This window comes from Thalassospira sp. NFXS8 (assembly GCF_040148805.1).
In the GTDB taxonomy this organism is placed as follows: domain Bacteria; phylum Pseudomonadota; class Alphaproteobacteria; order Rhodospirillales; family Thalassospiraceae; genus Thalassospira.
Genome location: NZ_JAGEMF010000004.1, coordinates 321391 through 339883, shown reverse-complemented (window position 1 = coordinate 339883; position 18493 = coordinate 321391). Strand labels below are relative to the sequence as shown.

Sequence of the window (18493 nt, the reverse complement as noted above, 5' to 3'; positions counted from 1 at the left end):
GGTTGCCCCACATAATAAAAAGAGGACATCGCCCCAAAACGATGCCCTCTTTTTTATTGCGTTAATTGCAACTCGATATGCCGACCTTACGGCATCACTAGGCGACAAAAACCTTTTTCATTCTCTCGATCGCTTCTTCCATCATTTCCTCGCGCTTGCAGAAACAAAAACGCACAAAATGGCGAACATCGCCTTGCTGATAAAAAGCCGATACCGGAATGGCAACAACGCCGACCTTTTCGATCAAGTACTGGCAAAACGCTTCATCATCGCCTTCAAAGCCCAGCGGACGGAAATCGCAGGTGATAAAATACGTCCCCTGGGAGTCCAGCACATCAAAGCCAACTTCGCGCAATCCTTTCATCAGGTAATCACGCTTGTTTTCCATAACGGCGGTAAAACCGTTAAAATAGCTGTCATCCTGATTAAGGCCATAGGCCACGCCATGTTGCAAATTAGGGGCTGTGGTGAAAACCAGATACTGGTGGGCCTTTGCAATTGGCTCCAGCAATTTGGGACAGGCCGTAATATAGCCCACCTTCCAGCCCGTCAGCGAAAACGTCTTGCCAGCTGAACCAATACGTACACACCGATCACGCATGCCAGGAAAAGTCATCAATGGGCGGTGCTTGCGCCCGTCAAAGACCAGATGTTCATAAACCTCGTCACACAGGGCATAGGCATCGTGCTTGATCACCAGTTCCGATAAAAACTGTAATTCATCGTCACTAAACACCTTTGAACAAGGGTTCATTGGCGAATTGATCAGCACCAGTTTGGTTTTATCAGAAAAGGCCGCGGCGAGTTCATCGCGCGGTAATTCCCAATGGGGCGGCGTTACACGTACCAGCTGGGGAATACCACCGGCCAACTTCACAATTGGCAAATAACTGTCATAAAGCGGCTCAATCAACACCACTTCATCCCCAGGTGCAACCAAACCCAAAATGGCATTTGCCAGGGCTTCAGTCGCCCCTGCGGTAACCATCACTTCGCTTTGGGCATCCACATCAAGCCCGTAAAAACGCTGATTATGGCGTGCGACCGCTTCGCGCAGTTCAGGAATGCCCATCATGGACGGATACTGGTTTGACAAGTTCATCGTCGCATCTGCGGCGGCCTGACGGATATCGGCCGGGCCATCGGTATCGGGCGCCCCCTGCCCCAGATTAATGGCGTTATGTTTGCGCGCCAGGCCACTCATGACCTCGAAAATTGTAATACCGCCCGATGCAAACAAGGGATTGCCAATAAAATCCGACATCGTGAACCGTCCTTTTATCTGTCTTTATGCGTATATCCGCTATTGCTGCATCCGTGCAGGTCATCTCCGCTGATGCAGGCAATACCATCCTGATGATATGTTTTTGCCATGCCAGCCCCGCAATGACCAGCATGACGCAACCGCAAAACAATAAAATGACGATCATGCACAAAAATAGAATCGAATAAGCCAATATCGGCCCCCGAAGCGGCGATTGTTTGCGTTGCGGTGTAATTTGTCGGCACGGTTTTTTACAAATTTTCCAAAACGCTAAGCCAATATTGCCATTTTGCATAAATTTTATACAAAATGCCTAATTTACGATCAGCATCCTGGAAAATTTCCATATTAACGGGTGGGTTTTTCTAGGTTTTCGACATAAGACTCCCTAGAATATCGGCACTCGGCGACGGGAGCTTAAAACTGGCACGCGCCGTGCTAACCACATTGACCGAGTTCATCGCAACTCTCGCACAAAGCAGAGGGCGCTTAATGAAAAAGATTGAAGCCATCATCAAGCCATTCAAGCTTGACGAGGTTAAAGAGGCCCTTCAGGAGATCGGCCTTAAAGGGATTACCGTCACCGAAGCCAAGGGCTTTGGCCGTCAAAAAGGTCACACGGAACTTTACCGTGGTGCTGAATATGTGGTCGACTTCCTGCCAAAGGTGAAGTTGGAAATTGTTGTCGAAGACACGCTGGTTGAGCGTGCGATTGAAGCGATCCAACAGGCTGCGCATACCGGCCGGATCGGCGATGGTAAAATTTTCGTTTCCTCGCTTGAGGACGCGATCCGTATCCGTACGGGCGAACGGGGCAATGACGCGATCTGATCGGTCATTTCATCCCTGCTTGCTGTACGGTCGCTATATTATTGAGTTTTAAAGGGTTGCATCATGTCTGACGCTGCTTCAGTACTTAATTTGATCAAAGAAAAAGGCATCCAGTTTGTGGATCTGCGCTTTACCGATTCCAAAGGTAAATGGCAGCACACCGCACAGGACATCTGCACGATCGACGAAGACGTTTTCGTTGACGGCATCATGTTCGATGGTTCGTCCATCGCTGGCTGGAAAGAAATCAACGAATCCGACATGGTTCTGATGCCCGATCCGTCGACCGCCGTTGTTGACCCGTTCACCGCACAGCCGACCCTGATCGTTGTTTGCGACGTTATCGAACCGGCCACCGGCCAGGGTTATGAACGTTGCCCGCGTTCGACCGCGAAACGCGCACTGGCATACATGAAGTCTGCCGGCATTGGTGACACCGCATTCTTCGGTGCAGAACCTGAATTCTTCATGTTTGACGACGTTCGCTGGACCACCGCTGGCGAAGGCATGGGCTACCAGCTTGACTCCGAAGAAGGTCCGTATAACACCGGCACCGAATTCGAAGGCGGCAACCGTGGCCACCGCCCGGGTCCGAAGGGCGGTTACTTCCCGGTACAGCCGGTTGACTCAGCCAACGACATCCGCGCTGAAATGGTCAACTACATCAATGAAATGGGTGTGCGTTGCGAAAAGCACCACCACGAAGTTGCACCGTCGCAGCACGAACTGGGTATCGGTTTCGGCACCCTGATCGAACATGCCGACGCGATCCAGATCTACAAATATTGCATCCACATGGTTGCACACCAGTATGGCAAAACCGCCACCTTCATGCCGAAACCGGTTTGGGGCGATAACGGTTCTGGCATGCACACCCACCAGTCGATCTGGAACGAAGGCAAGCCTTTGTTTGCTGGTAACGGCTATGCTGATCTGTCCGACATGGCCCTTTACTACATCGGCGGCATTATCAAACATGCCAAGGCGCTGAACGCTTTCACCAACCCGACCACCAACAGCTACAAGCGTCTGGTTCCGGGTTTTGAAGCACCGGTTCTGCTGGCATATTCTGCCCGTAACCGTTCGGCTTCCTGCCGTATCCCCTACACCGCGTCGCCGAAGGGCAAACGCGTTGAAATCCGCTTCCCCGATGCACTTGCCAACCCGTACCTGGCATTCTCGGCCATGTTGATGGCTGGCCTTGACGGTATCGAAAACAAGATTCATCCGGGCGAAGCCATGGACAAGAACCTCTATGATCTTCCGCCGGAAGAACTCAAAGAAGTTCCGACCGTTTGCGCATCCCTGCGTGAAGCCCTTGAAAGCCTTGATAAAGACCGCGAGTTCCTGAAAAAAGGCGACGTGATGACCGACGATTTGATCGAAGCGTACATCAAGTTGAAAATGGAAGAAGTCATCCGTTTTGAACAGTCACCGCACCCGGTCGAATTTGACATGTATTACAGCGGCTAATTGATCCTTCAATTATCCTGTGAATTTGAAACGCCCGGCAAACATTTTGCCGGGCGTTTTTTTTCATTTTCGATCTCTCATCCCGATTTTAATCGGCTGGTCCGGTAATACTGCATCTATCAGATAACCTTTATCTAACGAACAACAGCCGATATAAACGCACCGGGCAAACACCCAAAACAAAACCCCGTACGCCAATAGCATACGGGGTTGCTATCCTTAATTTCAGGCATCGGATCAAACACAATCACACGGGTATAAACCGGCTAGATCTAGTCGTCATGCAAATCAATGTCGGCATCGGCGTCATACAGGGCATATTGCCCCTTCCCGGCCAGCTTCGCCTGGTACATCGCCTTGTCGGCACGGCGCAATTGCTCGCTCATATCGCAAAAACCACCATCAAAAACCGATATGCCAATGGACGCCCCAATCGGGCAGGTTTTACCTTCCCAAATATAAGGTTCTGCCAGGGCTTTTAATATTTCATCTGCCATTTTAATCATTTCAGCAGCACGGCCTTTATTGACAAAGACCATGGTAAATTCGTCGCCCCCCAGACGGGCAACTTCATCTGCCCGGCGACCAACTCGGACCAAGCGTCGCGCTGTTTCAACCAGCACCCAGTCCCCGGCCGCATGACCCAGCGTATCGTTAACCTGTTTAAAACCATCCAGATCCAGCAAAAATACAGCCGCCGGGGTCTCGGTACCCCGTAAAACCGATTCACAATGGTTTAGCTTCTGCATAAAGCGGGCACGGTTGGCAAGCCCGGTCAATTCGTCGTTATTGGCTTTGTTTTGCAACTCGCGCGAGGCCATTTTCTGTTTGGTAATGTCGGCAACCCACCATAAAACGGCCTCCTGCCCTTCAAACGGAAGGGGTTCCAGCGACGTACGAAGCCAGCGGGCTTCCTTTGCACCGGTTGGACGAATGCGCAATTCCACATCATGCAATTCCCCCATGGCATCCATTTCAAACAGGCTTTTTTCGCGGTAACGCTCCGACAGCAAAATGCTGTCTGTGGCATCGGTCAAGGGAACTTTCTGATCAACATCTTCCTCAGCCACATTTTGCGAGTCACCAGTCTCAATCCCCAGCAATTCAACAAAGGTCTTGTTAAAAAACAGAAATTTCCCGGTTTCCCGGTCCGATATACCAACGCCAATCGGCGCTTTTTGTAAAATGTCCGTCAGGCGGGCAGCCGCACCGGCAACCTCGGCCTCTGCTTTTTTAAGCGATGTAATATCGATCAGCGAACCAATGGTGCCACCAATGGCACCACTGGGCGTTTTAAGGGTCGACGCCGCAAAGATGGCAGCTTTGGCTGTGCCATCTTCGCGTTCAAAACTAATTTCGTCGCGTACATTGCCTTCCGCCACTAAAAGCGGCTTTTCCTTGTTATTCATGGTCGCATCCAGCATGGCCGGGGTCACCTCGGATGATTTGCGCCCCAGTACCGCATCAAGTTTGCAACCAATAAAATCGGAAAATGCCGAATTGCAGCGATTAATAACCCCATCAATATTTTTAACGTAAATCGGAATCGGCAATGCATCGATCAAATGCTGAATAAAAAACTTATGATCGGTAAGGGCGCGCGCTAATGCCTCGCTGCGGGTGACATCACGCAACTGCAAAACCACCAGGTCGGCAGGGCCATCGGTTTTGCGCCAGGAAATTCGTACATCACCAACGCTGAACGGGGGCAAATCGCGCTCCCCTGTTTTGCCAATTTCCTGTAATGCCTTGCGAACCGCTTCAACCCCGTCACTGTCGGTAAAGTTCGCCTCACGCGATAACAGCGCCAAAAACTGCTTTAACGCTGTTCCGGTTTTCAAACCTGGCAGCAGTTTTTCAAGCATTTTTGTCGCAACGTTATTTGCATGCTGAACCGACAAATCATTTGCTGAAAGAAAGATAATGCCGTCTCGCCCCAGGGCTGCGGTCGCAACAATATCGGAACTAATTGCCAATGCACATACAGCGCCGGTTAAAGCGCACTCCCTGTTCAAACACATTATAAATATGAAACGACCGGTGCGGCCTGTCGGCACCAGTGCCTCGCCAAAACCCGTTTCCCAAATTACAAAAAAATCCAGTACACCTTAAACGGATGGTTTTTTTGCCGTTGGATTATCTGCCAGATCGATATAACCACGATCCACGCAATGTTCCAGTTCACCGCTGGCAGCTTTCATTTCTTCATAGGCCTCGCGCAACTGGCGCAATTTAAGCACCTCGGCCTCGGTGGGGTGGTTTGCCTTGCCATCACCGGCCAGTTTAAATGCATAACGCAAATATTCAGCCCGTGAGCGTGCGACCGAAACCATCAGTGGCAAAATTTCATCTACCGTCAAATTCGGTATCGCCGGGCTAATCACTTCATGATTGATCTCGCGGATCACGTGTTCCATCGCCATGCGGAAACGACTTTTTGTACGGCCAGCATCTTCGGTCATTCGCGCTTACCCCTATGGTTAAGAACCCAGCAAACCATATATCGCTGGTGTTTATTTTACCTCATTCGCCCCCCCGACAAAATGCCTAAAGCGGCCTTGTTCCATGATATTTATACGAAACCTCTCCATTACCAGTATCTGTCCCTGCCATAGTTTCAATTGCATGCTTGATAGACCGGGCCTGTACGGCTAGAGGTTACACAATGTAAATTCAGCATCTGTAAATTGGCAGATGGACCAAAAGGAACAAATACCATGGAAGCACGGGTTAAATGGCTTGATAAACTGACCTTTACTGGCACCAGCGGGTCTGGCCACGGCATTGTTATGGATGGCGATCGGGAAAACGGTTTTGGCCCCAGTCCGATGGAAATGCTGCTGTTGGGTGTTGCGGGCTGCTCGTCGATTGATGTGGTGCATATTTTGCAAAAAAGCCGCGAAAACGTACTTGATGTTGAAACCGACATCAAAGCCGAACGTGCCGAAACCGACCCCAAGGTTTTCACCAAAATTCATCTGCATTTCAAGGTGCGGGGCGAAAACCTGAACGAAGCCAAAATCGAACGGGCGGTCCATCTTTCCGCCGAAAAATATTGCTCGGCATCAATCATGCTGGCCAAGGCCGCAGAACTGACCCACAGCTGGGAATTGCTGGACTAAGGCTTATTTGTTCGCAGGGCATCTATCAATAATGCGTAACAAAATTTGATCGCGGCAAATAAACGCTGCCATACTATATTGTAACGGCATCCATAATTTGGGTGCCGTTTCTTTTTTGTGTCATGCGCGTGTGATATGACATTATTACACGCAAGCGGCGATATACGATTTGCCCGGATACCACAGGATTCCCACCAATGCATGTTTTACGGTCCCTTGTCCGCCCGCGACTTTGCCTTGCCCTCATCAGCTTGTGCCTGATTGCGGCCTGCGACAAGGAACCTGGCCGTTACACGGCATCAAACCATGCGATTGCCACCCCGCAACCTGGCACACCTTTTTCGCAATATGTTGCTGACAGTCGTGCTAAAATTCGCGATGCACTGCAAGAACTGCGTTACACCCCCGAACCGCACCCGTTCGATGATTATACAATCGACGATGCTGTTTCCATTCGCGCACCCTTTGAAATATCCCCCGATAACCAGGCCTGCGCACAAAAGGGGAAAACCGTGCAAAACGGCGAAGGTGTCGGCTTTTTGCTCGTGCATGGGCTATCCGATAGCCCCTATCTGTTAAGCGATGTTGCTGCCTCGCTGCACAATGCCCTGCCCTGCGCAACCCTGCACGCCCTGTTACTGCCAGGTCATGGCACAGTGCCGGGTGATTTACGCGATGTCAGCGCTGATCAGTGGCAGGCTGCGGTAAAATACGGGCTGGAAAGTTTTGATGATACGATCCATCACATTGTGCCGGTCGGGTATTCAATGGGGGCAGCCCTGGTAGTGCGCGCTGCCGAAAACCACCGCAATGACGCCGAATTATCAGCCATGATTTTGCTGTCACCAGGGTTCGCGGCCTATAGCGATCTGGCGTGGCTAACACCCTATGTGCGATATGTAAAACCATGGGTAGATAAACGCCGCGATCACGATGTTGCCAAATATGAATCATTGGCAATGAATGCAGCGGCCGAGTTTCAGCTGTTAACCGTACCATTTGGTGAAAACACCCTGCCGCCTCTGACCCAACCGGTTTTCATGGCCGTTAGCTCCGATGATCGAACAGTCCGCGCGGACATTGCGGCCCATTTCTTTTGTGGCAAGGTCGAGTCCAGTAACCGCTACATGATCTGGTATCAGGGCGAGGCCGCCGCCCTTGAGGACCGTATCCAGCCCATTTGCGACGATATTGATATTGTCAAATCAGCCACCCCGGATTTGCGCACCGTCAACCATGCCCACACCGCCATGACCATGCGCCCGGACAACCCCCATTATGGCCTGACAGGCGATTATCGCCGTTGTGATCATTACAGCGAAGCTGCCGATTACAAAGCCTGCGAAGAAGACAACAAGGATTCCATTTACGGCGAAACCAACCTGCTTGAATCCGCCACACCAGGCACCTTGCGCCGGGGTACTTTTAACCCCGACTTTGACGCCATGATGGGCAAAATGGTTGTGTTTCTGCACAAGGTTCTGGAACCCTGATTGCGCCGCATCGTTTACATATGCGAGCACAAATAAACATCCAGAAACCTGACCAGCTTGACGAGACCATTGAATGCCATTTGAAATTCAGCACTGCCTGTCCTCGACAGGAACAAAATTGCGATATGGTATCTCGACACCGAAAAATGCCCGCGGCCATATTTTTATCCTGCAAGGCCGGGCCGAATTCATCGAGCGTTATAACGAAACTGCCCGCGACCTGGCTGCTCAGCACATCGGATGTGTTACATTTGATTTTCGCGGTCAGGGCGGGTCTATCCGCGAAACACCTTTTCCAGAAATGGGCTATGTCGGCGATATTTCCCATTATCTTGATGACGCAACAACCATCGCCGAGCACGTAACAACCCGGCATAATATTTCCTGCCCCATGCTAATGACCCATTCCACCGGCGGACTGGTCGGTATCAATCTGCTGCTGGCAGCACCGCAAAAATTTAAATCTGCCCTTATGATTGCACCGTTTTTCGGATTAAGCGGCCCGGACTGGATGGTTGGGCTGGCCAGAATGATATCGGCCAGTTTGAGCAAAACCGGTTTGGACAAAAAATTTCTGCCCGGGCAAAAGCTGCTGTCCCCGCTTCAGCCCTTTAATCCCGAAAACCTGCTAACGTCGGATAAAGTACGTTACGAACGCAGCTTTGCCCTGCTTCACGAACAACCGGAACTCATTGTAGGCGGAGTATCGGCAGGCTGGCTTCATGCCTGCTTTCGTGCGCAGGAAATGCTCAACACCCAACTTGCCGCCGCCAGCCAACAAGCAAAACGTACAAACACAACTGCCCTGCCGCCCACGACAATAATCATGTCGGGTAATGACAAGGTGGTAAATAATGCCGCAACCAAACGCCTGTTTGCCGGGCAGCCACAGGTAAAGCTGCATGAAATTGACGGCGCCCGCCACGAAATCCTGCAGGAACGTGACGATCTAAGATCGCAGTTCTGGCATATTTTTGAACATCACCTTGCCCGCCATCACCCTGACTGGCGTACAAGCGACTCACATATCGGTGCCACCAACGCCGAAGCCGCAATTTAACCAAATTGCAACCGCGGCCTGATTGTGCATTTCAACAATACTGTTGAAGTTACCGTGGCAATGGCATTCGCTTTACGGCTTAAAGCGGGATTTACGAAACGCCGATGGCGTCATTGATTTATGGCGTACGAACTGACGGTTAAAATGCGACAGGTTTTCAAAACCGGTTTCTTCGGCCACCCGGTAAACCGGCATGTCGGACGACAATAACAATGCTGCGGCCCGCCCCAATCGCAACCCCATAACATAATCCTGAATATTACTACCCATATGAGATTTGAAAAACCGGCGAATGTTCCGTTCGCTCATCCCCATGCGGGCCGCAAGGGCGGTTGCCGTGGGAGGATGGGCATAATTTGCATGTAAAATATCCAGTATCCTGCCCAGTCGTGTCGCTTCGCTACGATTGGGGGCTGCGGCATCAAACCGGGCAGATGCCAGGGGCATTACTTCCTGTGCTTCTGCCAATATCGCCAAAACTTCCAGCAATAAAACAAGTTGCCCTGTGGCCGGTCCCTGATCAAACCGGGGGGTCAGTGCAGCAACCTTGCAGGCCGTTTGCCGGTCAAACACGGCCCCGCGCCGCGCCATGTGCAAAACAGGTACAATCGGCGAAAGTTCCGGCATGGTCACACACACCTGATCCACCCAGCTGGCTGAAAACCAGAACACAAACGCCTGGTGGGGCAAATCCCGTTTTTTCGAGGCAACGGAAGACAAGGAAAACGGAGTTGGGGCTGGCTCAATCCCGCCATTTCTGTCGGTTTCACCCACCCCTTTCCTGCCACCATAATCAGCGCGCCCCATAGGGCCACCATCTTTGTCGGAGCGTACGTTTATTGGCGCATCAGCATTCGATGAATGCCATGTATGGGGCAGGTTTGGCCCCAACAAAACCAGGTCCTCGTGTTGGTAATCACCAATATGATCACCAACATATCGCCGCCCGGTACTATTCATTGTCAGGGTTAATTCATATTCCGGGTGATAGTGCCATTCAAACGGTATGGCAGGCAGCTTGCGGTGCAAACCGCGCCAGGACCGGTTCGGCGCTATCTGCACATGCTCGAATAATAATTTCACTTTCCGGCACCTTTGAACCCCGATTTGGCCGAATAGTATCATAAATCGTCCGCTGCGTCAGTGGGCAGCTTTGTCCATCGCGTTTTAGAATGGCTCTATTACAACAAGCCTTCACCGGCGGTTCCGATCAGGAGGAAACCAGATGACAATGACAGCCATGCCGACAACACCCGCATCCACCCCGGTAACCATGTCACCTAATGCCGACCGACCCGGCAATGCCTCGGTCGGAAGCATTGCCGGGCCACAATTACGCGATATGAAAAAGAAACTGCCATTGCGGGTGCTTAGTGCCCAGGATTTTGATCATTGGCAACAATATGGCTATGTCATTGTACGTAATGCCATTTCACATACACAGGCATCTGCAACCGCCGATTTCCTGTGGGAATTTCAGGAAATGGACCCGAACAGGCCTGAAACATGGGCACGCCCGCAATTGCGGGATCACGCCATGAAAGAACTAAACAATTCCGGTATGGTCGAGGCCTATCACCACCAAACAATGTGGGACAATCGCCAGTCGCCACGTATTTACGATGCCTTTGTCGATATCTGGGACCGCGAGGATTTGTGGGTATCCATCGACCGGGCCAATCTAAACACCCCCAATACCGGAGCACGGGCATTTGACGGCTTTATTCACTGGGATGAAGACACCAGCCAACACCCGTTGCCAATTAATGTTCAGGGTGTTTTATCCCTTGTTGATACCAGCGACGAAACGGGCGGATTTCAATGCGTACCCGAACTTTTTGAAAATTTTGCCACATGGTTACAATCCGCACCCGAGGGCCGAAACCCGTTTCGCCCGGATATGGAAACAATGCCTTATCCGTGCCATCGCGTGCCAATGAATACAGGTGACCTGCTGATATTTAACAGCCTTCTGGCACATGGCATTCGTGCCAACCGGTCCCGGTCGGCACGCATCGCGCAGTATATTTCCATGGCTCCGGCCTCGCCCGAAGATACCGAACTGGCAAAATGGCGGGTTCAAAGCTGGGCGGAACGCTTGCCCGCCCGTGGCCATGCCTTTCCCGGCGATCCTCGCAATTGGGAACAAACCCGTTATGAACAGGCGCAACTAACACCGCTTGGTGAAAAATTGCTGGGCAAAGCCAACTGGTAAACCAGGCTTACCTGCCCTGTCGGCCCCAACACAAAGGGCCGCCCATCACATCGGCGGCCCTTATATTATAAATTATCACTGGCAGCGCACATTACACCGTCAGCCTGGCCCTATTTTCACACCCGCGACCACAAGGCGGCTTTGGTTTCACCATCAACATAGGCCGCAGCAATGGCAGTTTGGGTAATGCCGCGCAATTCTTCCTTACTAAACCCGAAAACATCCTGTGCACGCTGATATTCATCAGCCAATGTCGTGTGAAAAAAGGGCGGGTCGTCTGACCCTAATGTTACTTTAACACCCGCATCATAAAGTTTACGCAACGGGTGGCTGGCATAATCCGGATACACGGACAGGGCAATGTTCGACCCCGGGCAAACTTCCAGAACAATACCGCGCCGGGCCAGCTCATCAATCAGTTTTGCATCCTCGATTGAGCGTACACCGTGACCAATACGGTCCACCGGTAAATGATCAATCGCGTCCCACACACTTTCCGGCCCCTGCACTTCACCTGCATGGGTGGTACATCCCAACCCGGCATCGGCTGCAATTTTAAAGGCGGGATAAAAGTCCTTCTGGGTGAACATGCTTTCATTGCCACCCATGCCAAAACCAACGACATGCGGATGCCCGCATGCCACCGTTTCCCGGGCGACATCCACGGCCAGTTCCGGCCCTAAATGGCGCACGCAAGTCATCACAATACGGCCAATAATCCCGGTTTCAGCAAAGGCCTGATCAATACCGTCGGCGACGGCCAGCAAATGTTCATCAAACGACAGTCCCTGCATTCCGGCATGAGAAGACGAACAGAAAAGTTCGACATAAACTGCACCGATTTTGGCCTGTTCCACCAGGTAATGCCGGGTCAGATCCGTGTAATCCTGGCGGGTGCGGATAACACTGCTTGCGCCATCAAAACTATCCAGAAACTGCGGGAAATCTGACCAGATATAGCGATCATTTTCGTCAAACAAGCCATCAGCGACCGAAATTTTGTTACGGGCAGCAAAACGCCGCACCAGATCGGGCGTCATTGCGCCTTCCAGATGCAAATGCAATTCCGCTTTGGGCAGTTTAAGTGTCATGCGGGCTCCAGGGTCAGGTAAAACAGGCAATTATTCAGACTACAGATAAAGCCTTCCCAACGCGATCAGAAGCTATTTTTTACCTGCAAAAAACAACCGGCCTGCAAAAACAGGCCGGTTGTTTTAAATCTGCTTTGGTAACAGAGCGTCATCAACCCGGGTTGAAGACACCCCGGTCTGCGCGTTCAAGCTGCCTGTATTCGGTTACGTGATGATTTACCATTGTCATCGTCCCCGCCGGAAAGGGCCGCAAGCGGCCCGATAAACGGCTCGAACCTGTGCCACTTATCTACCGATTCCGAATTGATTGGCCGACGCACCTGCATCAGGCTAGCCGTTTTCGCAGCCTGACGACTGCGATAAAATTCCAGACAATCAGCCTGCCAGTCCAACCCACAATGCGCCAACAGGCGCGGCGCAACTGTTTCAGGATCCGACACCAGGTCTTCATAGGACAAATCAAAAATCTGCCCATTGTCATCTGTTTCAACAAAGGCCGCCATAATGCTTTCATAACCGCGATAATAATCGGCCAGGTCTTGCAAGTTATCGGCAAAACGCATGGGATTGGCAAATGGCGTTGTATAGATCGACAAACAGGTAGCTAGCGCATGCCGTTGGCAATGAACAATCGGCGCGTCGGGAAACACCTTGCGTATCTGACCGATACGCAAAAAGTTCGCCGGCGTTTTATTTGCCACCATTTTTGCCTGCGGGGCATATCCGGCCATGGCCGCAAGATATTTCTTGCGAATGGCGCGCGCCGCCTTGCCATCAATACGTTCCATCTGATCAGCAATCGTTCCCCAGCCAACAACCTCGCCCACCGCACGGGCAAAATCACCGGCCTCGCCGGCTGGATGCACATCACTATGCGCCCCGACAATACGTTCGGTCAGGGTTGTTCCCGAACGGGGCAAGCCAACAATAAATATCGGGCGCGGAGCTTGCGGGTCATCATCCTTACCAAGTTCGGCACGCACGTTATCTTGCGATGCAGCAGACATCCTGGCCTGGTCGGCACGGCTTAACGCGCTGATCCGTTCAATCTCGAGCTCTTCCTGAGCGCGGTCAAACGGCCGAACCGCCCGGTGTGCTGCATGGCCCTTTTCATACCAGGAAAAAGCCGTTTCAAAATCCTGCCTCACTTCAGCGGTACGGGCCAGCGCGAAAGCCGCATTGTAACGGTGCATCACAAATTGCGATGGATCGTTATAGGTGGCTTCCAAAAATGGTACCGCCTTTTCCGGCATAACGTGGGGCCGCAAAAACGCCACCACCAGATAGGGTTGGGTATTGGTTTCGTTATGATTTTCGATCAAATCAAGGCTGTTACATACCGCAGGGTCAACCTGACCGGTTAATGCCTGGGCGGAAATTTGCATATGACGCAGATTCATGTCATCCGGGTGCGATGCAACCAGCTTTTCATACAAGGCCAAGGCCTTATCTGCCATTTCAACGTGAACATATAACTGTGCCAATGCAAGCTGGCTTTGATAAAACCGGGTAAATGTTTCCGGAATGCTTTCCAGTAACCCGACCGCACGCAAGGTATCTGGCGAATAGGTCGGCGCTATGGAAATCCGCTTTTCATGCTCGACAATAACCGTCGCAAGATACTCCGCATATAGCGGCTGGCTGCGATGTTGACGATGTAACTTTTCCGCCAATGCAATTACTGACTGATAGTCACCTGTTGCACGTGCAAAAGCGATCAGGTTCTGCAAAACCATCCCGATATGACGATCAGTCACCGAAACGGTTTGCGCCAATTTTGCCAAACGGGGAAATGCACGACGCGGTAACGAACCTTGCAGTTCGGCAACACTCGTCATCAACTGTAATTCTATGTTTTTAGGGTGCGTTCGAACAATTTTGGCACCAATGGCTGCCGCCTTGTCGAACTGCTTTGCTGCCATCGCTTCCTTCATTGATGACAGCGGATCTTTTTGTGTTTGCTTCATTTGCATATCCCGAAGCATTTTATGACCGTGGCGACATTCCCCCCAGAATTCCCCGGTACGCTTCTGAATATAAGTCATTTATATTGCAATGCACAGCGTAAAAATACGCCACACCATAAACAGCGCCTATAAAAAGAACAAACCCGGCGGTAAATGCCGGGTTTGCTGATATAAACGCTGTGGTAATATTTTTGTTATGGGGTGGTACGCCTGCGTATCAGGATATTTTTGGACGCCAGCACCGCCCCGCCAACAATAAGCAGGCACCCCCAAATGACTGCCGGGCTGGCTGGTGCGGCACCAGCCACAATCAGAATAAGGGTTGATAATAATGGTGCAGCATAGGCGGAAACGCCAAGCACCTGAATATCACCGTGTTTTGTGCCGTAATCCCACACAAAAAAGGCAATCCCAACAGGGCCAAGCCCCAAACCGGCAATTGCCAACCATTGCCATGCATCGGGGGTTACCCAGCTTTCCATCAGGCTGTGGGTAATAAAACCCAATATTGCCGCCCCGCCGCAGAACCCGCAAACGGCCTCGACCGGAACAGCGCGATACCGGCGGTTCAATACGGAATAGCCCGACCACAAAATTGAACACGCCAATGCGGCACCATAACCAGCCGCAAAAGCAGGATCAAAATCAAAGCCCTGCCCTTTGCTAACCAAAACAGCCGCCCCGCCAAGCCCACAAACAGCACCCGCCACATGATACCAGCGCAGCCGTTCCCCCGGTAGCAACGCCGATAACAACACAATAAACAACGGCCACAAATAGGCGATCAAACTGGCGTCAACGGCTGGTGCGTTGGCAAGGGCAACAAAATAGAAAAAATGATACCCGAACAACCCGCCGACGGATAAAACCCATGCCCCGACAGGCTGGCGCAGTGCGCGAAAAGCACCCGGCCCCCGCCGCGATATCCACGCGGCACTAAACACGGTTGCCACGCTGAAACACAGGCTCACCAGTTGAAACGGCGGAATAGATTTTACCACGGTGGTAAACAGTGCCAGCAACGCCCATAACAGAACGGCAATCGTGCCGATCAGGGTTGCCTTGGTTTTAGGGTCCAAGAATGTCATGGATGGGTTCCGTTGCGGTCAAATTTTGCGCAACATTACCTGACAAACGTAAAATCGTCTTTGCCCAAACTCCGGTTTTACACGGCACAACATGACGATATGACTATTGGCACCCTAAAGACGCGGACCCTGAAAATAAAAAATCATGGCACCTGGCACTGTTTGCGAAAACGGCCTGGTGCGACGGCAAAACGACGCGAAAATGCCCGTGAAAATGCTGCCTGATCCTGAAAACCAACTTGCCGGGCGATATCGGCAATAGTCTCGCTATTTTTTGGATCAGCCAGTAAATCGCGGCCACGATCAAGCCGCAAAAGGCCCAGCCACCGCATCGGAGCACAGCCAACATGGCGTTCAAAGCCCGCAAATAACGCACTTTCCGACAGGGCGGCGATTTTCGCCATTTCGGCAATACTAAGCGGTTCATTTAACCGTGCGGCAGCCCATTCCATCGCCCGGCGCAACCGGGGTGGAATTTCCCCTGAAATATTGTCATGGGCGTCATATTGCCCATGACTATGGCCCTGTCCCCGCCGGGCATTGCGCAACAAATCGGCCAAAAATCCGATCATGGCAGATTGCCCGGCAGAATGAAGCCGGGGCATTGGAAACCCGGTTGTCATTGTCATTGGCACCGATGCGGCACACGGTGCAAGGTCCAGGTGGGTTGCCCCGCCAAACATGGATTCAAGTTCTCCGAGCCGCACAGTCCCCGGAACCGACAAATATGCCCCGCCACCTGCCTGCTGCCACAACTGTTCAATCCCGGCGCATGCGGCAAGGTTGGCATCCAGATCGATTACTAAAAAACGATTCATGCCTTGCGCACGATAGGCATGGCGCGCCCCGGCCGGAACAAAAGCAATTTGCCGCCCGCGCACAGCCCCACCCGCCCCCTCAACATCCAGATCCAGCACACCATGATGCGATACAATGATCTGGTGAAAATCATCGTGGCTGTGGGAAAGTGTCTCGGAACGATAATGGCGAAAACTAAGCGACATAGGTTTCCTGGATTCGGAGCATTTGATTGCCTGTTATTATGACCCTGCAAATGACAATGACAATAACCAACCGTAAAGAACACCCTGTGTGGCACCACGAAATCACAGCACACTATTTCGTGATTAATCAATATCGCTGTTTAAAACGTATCTAATGCGGCACCATAAAACCGCTATCACATTAATACAGGCAAAAAGTACGGCAGAAAAATACAGGCATTTGAGTGCCCCTACTGCCATTCATCGCCGCCTTAATAAAGAAAATGCAATTTATGCAGGCAACATCACGGGATCACAGCCATTGGCAACGGTATGTTTTTGCGATGGCAGGCATGGCCACCATCGACTTTTGCTTTACTGGTGCCTATGTGGCGATTTCGGGCAATGCCCATGTGCTGGGCCGCGCCATCGGCCTTAATATCCTGATATTGATCCTGTTAAACGGCATCGGGGCCGCCATTTTGTTCAGGCCGGTGGCAAATGCCATTCAATGCCTGTCATCGGGTCTACCAGCAAAATTGCCCTCGGCCACCCGACGTCTGCGCCACTTGCATTTATATTCAACTATCTGGGCATTTTGCGTTGGCCTTGTTTATTGTGCCGCAGCATTTGGCAGTGGTGTTTTCCTGATTGCCCCCCAGGCGACAACCACGCTTGTTCCAACCGAAATACGCGTCTTTGCCGGTTTCTGGTTTAGCTTTGCCTATGCAACCCATTTTGCTGTTTATGCCTATTTCGCAGCACTGGACCAAACAGAAACAGTAAAGCGGCACCTTTTTGAAAACTGGCAAGTCCGGTTTCATCCAGGCCGGGCCGCCATTGGGCCACGCCTGGCAATTGTCTTTCTTGTTCTGACCCTGGTATCGTCAGCGGCAATTCTGCTTGATCTGACCCTGTTTGTTGATATTCGTGCGTCACAGGGCCTTTCAACCCAGCAGGCCGTAATGCTGGACGTTATTGCAACTGAAACCGCAGCAATTTTATGCCTGTTTTTCATTAGCCGCACGCTGACGCGGCCGGTTGTCTTTCTGCGCGAGGCAATGCGCAAAATTAGTCAGGGCGATTTTACGGCCAGAAGCCCAATTGCCAGCGACGATGAAATCGGCCAGCTTGCCTATGAATTTAACCATATGGCCGCGGGCCTTGCCGAACGCGAACAAATGCGCCGCGCCTTTGAACGATATGTTAGCCGCGATGTCGTGGAACTGGCAATGGACCGGGAAAATCGCGGTGATCCACGTGCCGCAGGCGAATTGCGATTTGCCACGGTCATGTTTTGCGACATCAGCGATTTCACCTCGCTTTCAGAAAACCTGGCCCCGCAACAGGTTATCAGCCTGTTAAACGATTATTTCGACAAGGTGAATGCGCCGATCCGCGATAACGGTGGCATTGTTCTAAATTATGTTGGCGACGCCTTGCACGCTGCCTTTAACATTTTGCATGATGACCCGAACCACGCCCAACATGCCGTTCGGGCTGCCCTTGCCATTCGCCATGTCACCCGCATTACCCGATTTGGCGGCTCCCATATCATGAAAACACGCATTGGCATTCATTCAGGGCCTGTCGTTGCCGGGCCGGTTGGCTCGGGCGACCGAATTGATTTTACCATTCAGGGCGATACCGCAAACCTGGCGTCGCGGCTGGAAAATCTGAACAAGGAAACCGGCACCGAAATATTGATCAGCAAAGCCACCCGCGACCTGATCGGCCATGCAGAAGGCACCAAAGACGACATGTCGTTTATTGATCTGGGAACTCACGCCATTCGCGGACGAAAATCAGACATTGATCTGTTTACATTAGGCGAAACACGCCATCTGGCTTAACAAACAGCACAGTCATATTAACAGACAAACAAATAGCTCCCGACAGCTGACCG

The 18493-nt window shown here is 51.7% G+C and carries 15 protein-coding genes; 7 read left to right on the top strand and 8 right to left on the bottom strand.

The features are described from left to right. Window positions 1-97 precede the first annotated feature (97 nt). Window positions 98-1264, bottom strand: a complete 1167-nt coding sequence (locus J4E05_RS20435) for an aminotransferase (protein ID WP_349599516.1) — start codon at window positions 1262-1264, stop codon at window positions 98-100. Window positions 1265-1756: 492 nt separating this feature from the next. Between J4E05_RS20435 and J4E05_RS20430 the strand changes: the two genes are divergently transcribed. Further along, on the top strand, window positions 1757-2095 hold the full coding sequence (locus J4E05_RS20430; protein WP_007091888.1) for a P-II family nitrogen regulator: 339 nt from the start codon (window positions 1757-1759) through the stop codon (window positions 2093-2095). 63 nt (window positions 2096-2158) lie between these two features. Then, the gene (glnA, locus tag J4E05_RS20425; RefSeq protein WP_085595767.1) at window positions 2159-3568 is read left to right on the top strand and encodes a type I glutamate--ammonia ligase; all 1410 of its coding nucleotides are present in this window, start codon (window positions 2159-2161) and stop codon (window positions 3566-3568) included. A gap of 272 nt (window positions 3569-3840) precedes the next feature. On the opposite strand, the gene J4E05_RS20420 is transcribed toward glnA, so the two are convergent. Together J4E05_RS20420 and J4E05_RS20415 are read right to left on the bottom strand one after the other, a co-directional pair. Next, a complete protein-coding gene (locus tag J4E05_RS20420) occupies window positions 3841-5544 on the bottom strand; it encodes a sensor domain-containing protein (protein WP_349599511.1) in 1704 nt (567 codons plus the stop codon). 132 nt (window positions 5545-5676) lie between these two features. Further along, window positions 5677-6030, bottom strand: a complete 354-nt coding sequence (locus J4E05_RS20415) for a hypothetical protein (RefSeq protein ID WP_085593391.1) — start codon at window positions 6028-6030, stop codon at window positions 5677-5679. Window positions 6031-6285: 255 nt separating this feature from the next. Between J4E05_RS20415 and J4E05_RS20410 the strand changes: the two genes are divergently transcribed. The 3 genes from J4E05_RS20410 (at window position 6286) to J4E05_RS20400 (ending at window position 9243) form a co-directional block, all read left to right on the top strand. Then, window positions 6286-6690, top strand: a complete 405-nt coding sequence (locus J4E05_RS20410) for an OsmC family protein (RefSeq protein WP_349599509.1) — start codon at window positions 6286-6288, stop codon at window positions 6688-6690. Window positions 6691-6887: 197 nt separating this feature from the next. Beyond that, window positions 6888-8183, top strand: coding sequence for an alpha/beta hydrolase (locus J4E05_RS20405; RefSeq protein WP_349599506.1), 1296 nt, complete (start codon window positions 6888-6890; stop codon window positions 8181-8183). Between the two features lie 73 nt (window positions 8184-8256). Next, a complete protein-coding gene (locus J4E05_RS20400) occupies window positions 8257-9243 on the top strand; it encodes an alpha/beta fold hydrolase (RefSeq protein WP_349599503.1) in 987 nt (328 codons plus the stop codon). Window positions 9244-9315: 72 nt separating this feature from the next. Here J4E05_RS20400 and J4E05_RS20395 read toward each other — a convergent pair whose 3' ends face one another. Continuing rightward, on the bottom strand, window positions 9316-10326 hold the full coding sequence (locus J4E05_RS20395; RefSeq protein WP_349599501.1) for a helix-turn-helix domain-containing protein: 1011 nt from the start codon (window positions 10324-10326) through the stop codon (window positions 9316-9318). A 142-nt stretch (window positions 10327-10468) separates the two neighbouring features. Between J4E05_RS20395 and J4E05_RS20390 the strand changes: the two genes are divergently transcribed. Further along, a complete protein-coding gene (locus J4E05_RS20390) occupies window positions 10469-11458 on the top strand; it encodes a phytanoyl-CoA dioxygenase family protein (protein ID WP_349599498.1) in 990 nt (329 codons plus the stop codon). A 116-nt stretch (window positions 11459-11574) separates the two neighbouring features. On the opposite strand, the gene J4E05_RS20385 is transcribed toward J4E05_RS20390, so the two are convergent. The 4 genes from J4E05_RS20385 to J4E05_RS20370 all read right to left on the bottom strand — a co-directional run bounded on the left by J4E05_RS20385 (window position 11575) and on the right by J4E05_RS20370 (window position 16608). Next, window positions 11575-12549: an adenosine deaminase gene (locus tag J4E05_RS20385; protein WP_349599495.1), complete on the bottom strand. Its 975-nt coding sequence runs from the start codon at window positions 12547-12549 to the stop codon at window positions 11575-11577. A gap of 185 nt (window positions 12550-12734) precedes the next feature. Then, entirely contained in the window at window positions 12735-14516 is a 1782-nt protein-coding gene (locus tag J4E05_RS20380) for a tetratricopeptide repeat-containing sulfotransferase family protein (RefSeq protein ID WP_349599493.1), read from the bottom strand. A 194-nt stretch (window positions 14517-14710) separates the two neighbouring features. After that, on the bottom strand, window positions 14711-15604 hold the full coding sequence (gene yddG, locus J4E05_RS20375) for an aromatic amino acid exporter YddG (protein WP_349599490.1): 894 nt from the start codon (window positions 15602-15604) through the stop codon (window positions 14711-14713). Between the two features lie 143 nt (window positions 15605-15747). Further along, entirely contained in the window at window positions 15748-16608 is an 861-nt protein-coding gene (locus J4E05_RS20370; protein ID WP_349599487.1) for a helix-turn-helix domain-containing protein, read from the bottom strand. Between the two features lie 272 nt (window positions 16609-16880). Between J4E05_RS20370 and J4E05_RS20365 the strand changes: the two genes are divergently transcribed. Further along, complete coding sequence (locus J4E05_RS20365; RefSeq protein ID WP_349599484.1) at window positions 16881-18440, top strand: adenylate/guanylate cyclase domain-containing protein; 1560 nt, start codon at window positions 16881-16883, stop codon at window positions 18438-18440. The last annotated feature ends 53 nt before the right edge of the window (window positions 18441-18493 follow it).

Coding starts and splice junctions, on each gene's coding strand:
- J4E05_RS20435 (WP_349599516.1), bottom strand. CDS start 1,264: ATGTCGGATTTTATTGGCAATCCCTTGTTTGCATCGGGCGGTATTACA.
- J4E05_RS20430 (WP_007091888.1), top strand. CDS start 1,757: ATGAAAAAGATTGAAGCCATCATCAAGCCATTCAAGCTTGACGAGGTT.
- glnA (WP_085595767.1), top strand. CDS start 2,159: ATGTCTGACGCTGCTTCAGTACTTAATTTGATCAAAGAAAAAGGCATC.
- J4E05_RS20415 (WP_085593391.1), bottom strand. CDS start 6,030: ATGACCGAAGATGCTGGCCGTACAAAAAGTCGTTTCCGCATGGCGATG.
- J4E05_RS20410 (WP_349599509.1), top strand. CDS start 6,286: ATGGAAGCACGGGTTAAATGGCTTGATAAACTGACCTTTACTGGCACC.
- J4E05_RS20405 (WP_349599506.1), top strand. CDS start 6,888: ATGCATGTTTTACGGTCCCTTGTCCGCCCGCGACTTTGCCTTGCCCTC.
- J4E05_RS20400 (WP_349599503.1), top strand. CDS start 8,257: ATGCCATTTGAAATTCAGCACTGCCTGTCCTCGACAGGAACAAAATTG.
- J4E05_RS20390 (WP_349599498.1), top strand. CDS start 10,469: ATGACAATGACAGCCATGCCGACAACACCCGCATCCACCCCGGTAACC.
- J4E05_RS20385 (WP_349599495.1), bottom strand. CDS start 12,549: ATGACACTTAAACTGCCCAAAGCGGAATTGCATTTGCATCTGGAAGGC.
- J4E05_RS20380 (WP_349599493.1), bottom strand. CDS start 14,516: ATGAAGCAAACACAAAAAGATCCGCTGTCATCAATGAAGGAAGCGATG.
- yddG (WP_349599490.1), bottom strand. CDS start 15,604: ATGACATTCTTGGACCCTAAAACCAAGGCAACCCTGATCGGCACGATT.
- J4E05_RS20370 (WP_349599487.1), bottom strand. CDS start 16,608: ATGTCGCTTAGTTTTCGCCATTATCGTTCCGAGACACTTTCCCACAGC.
- J4E05_RS20365 (WP_349599484.1), top strand. CDS start 16,881: ATGCAGGCAACATCACGGGATCACAGCCATTGGCAACGGTATGTTTTT.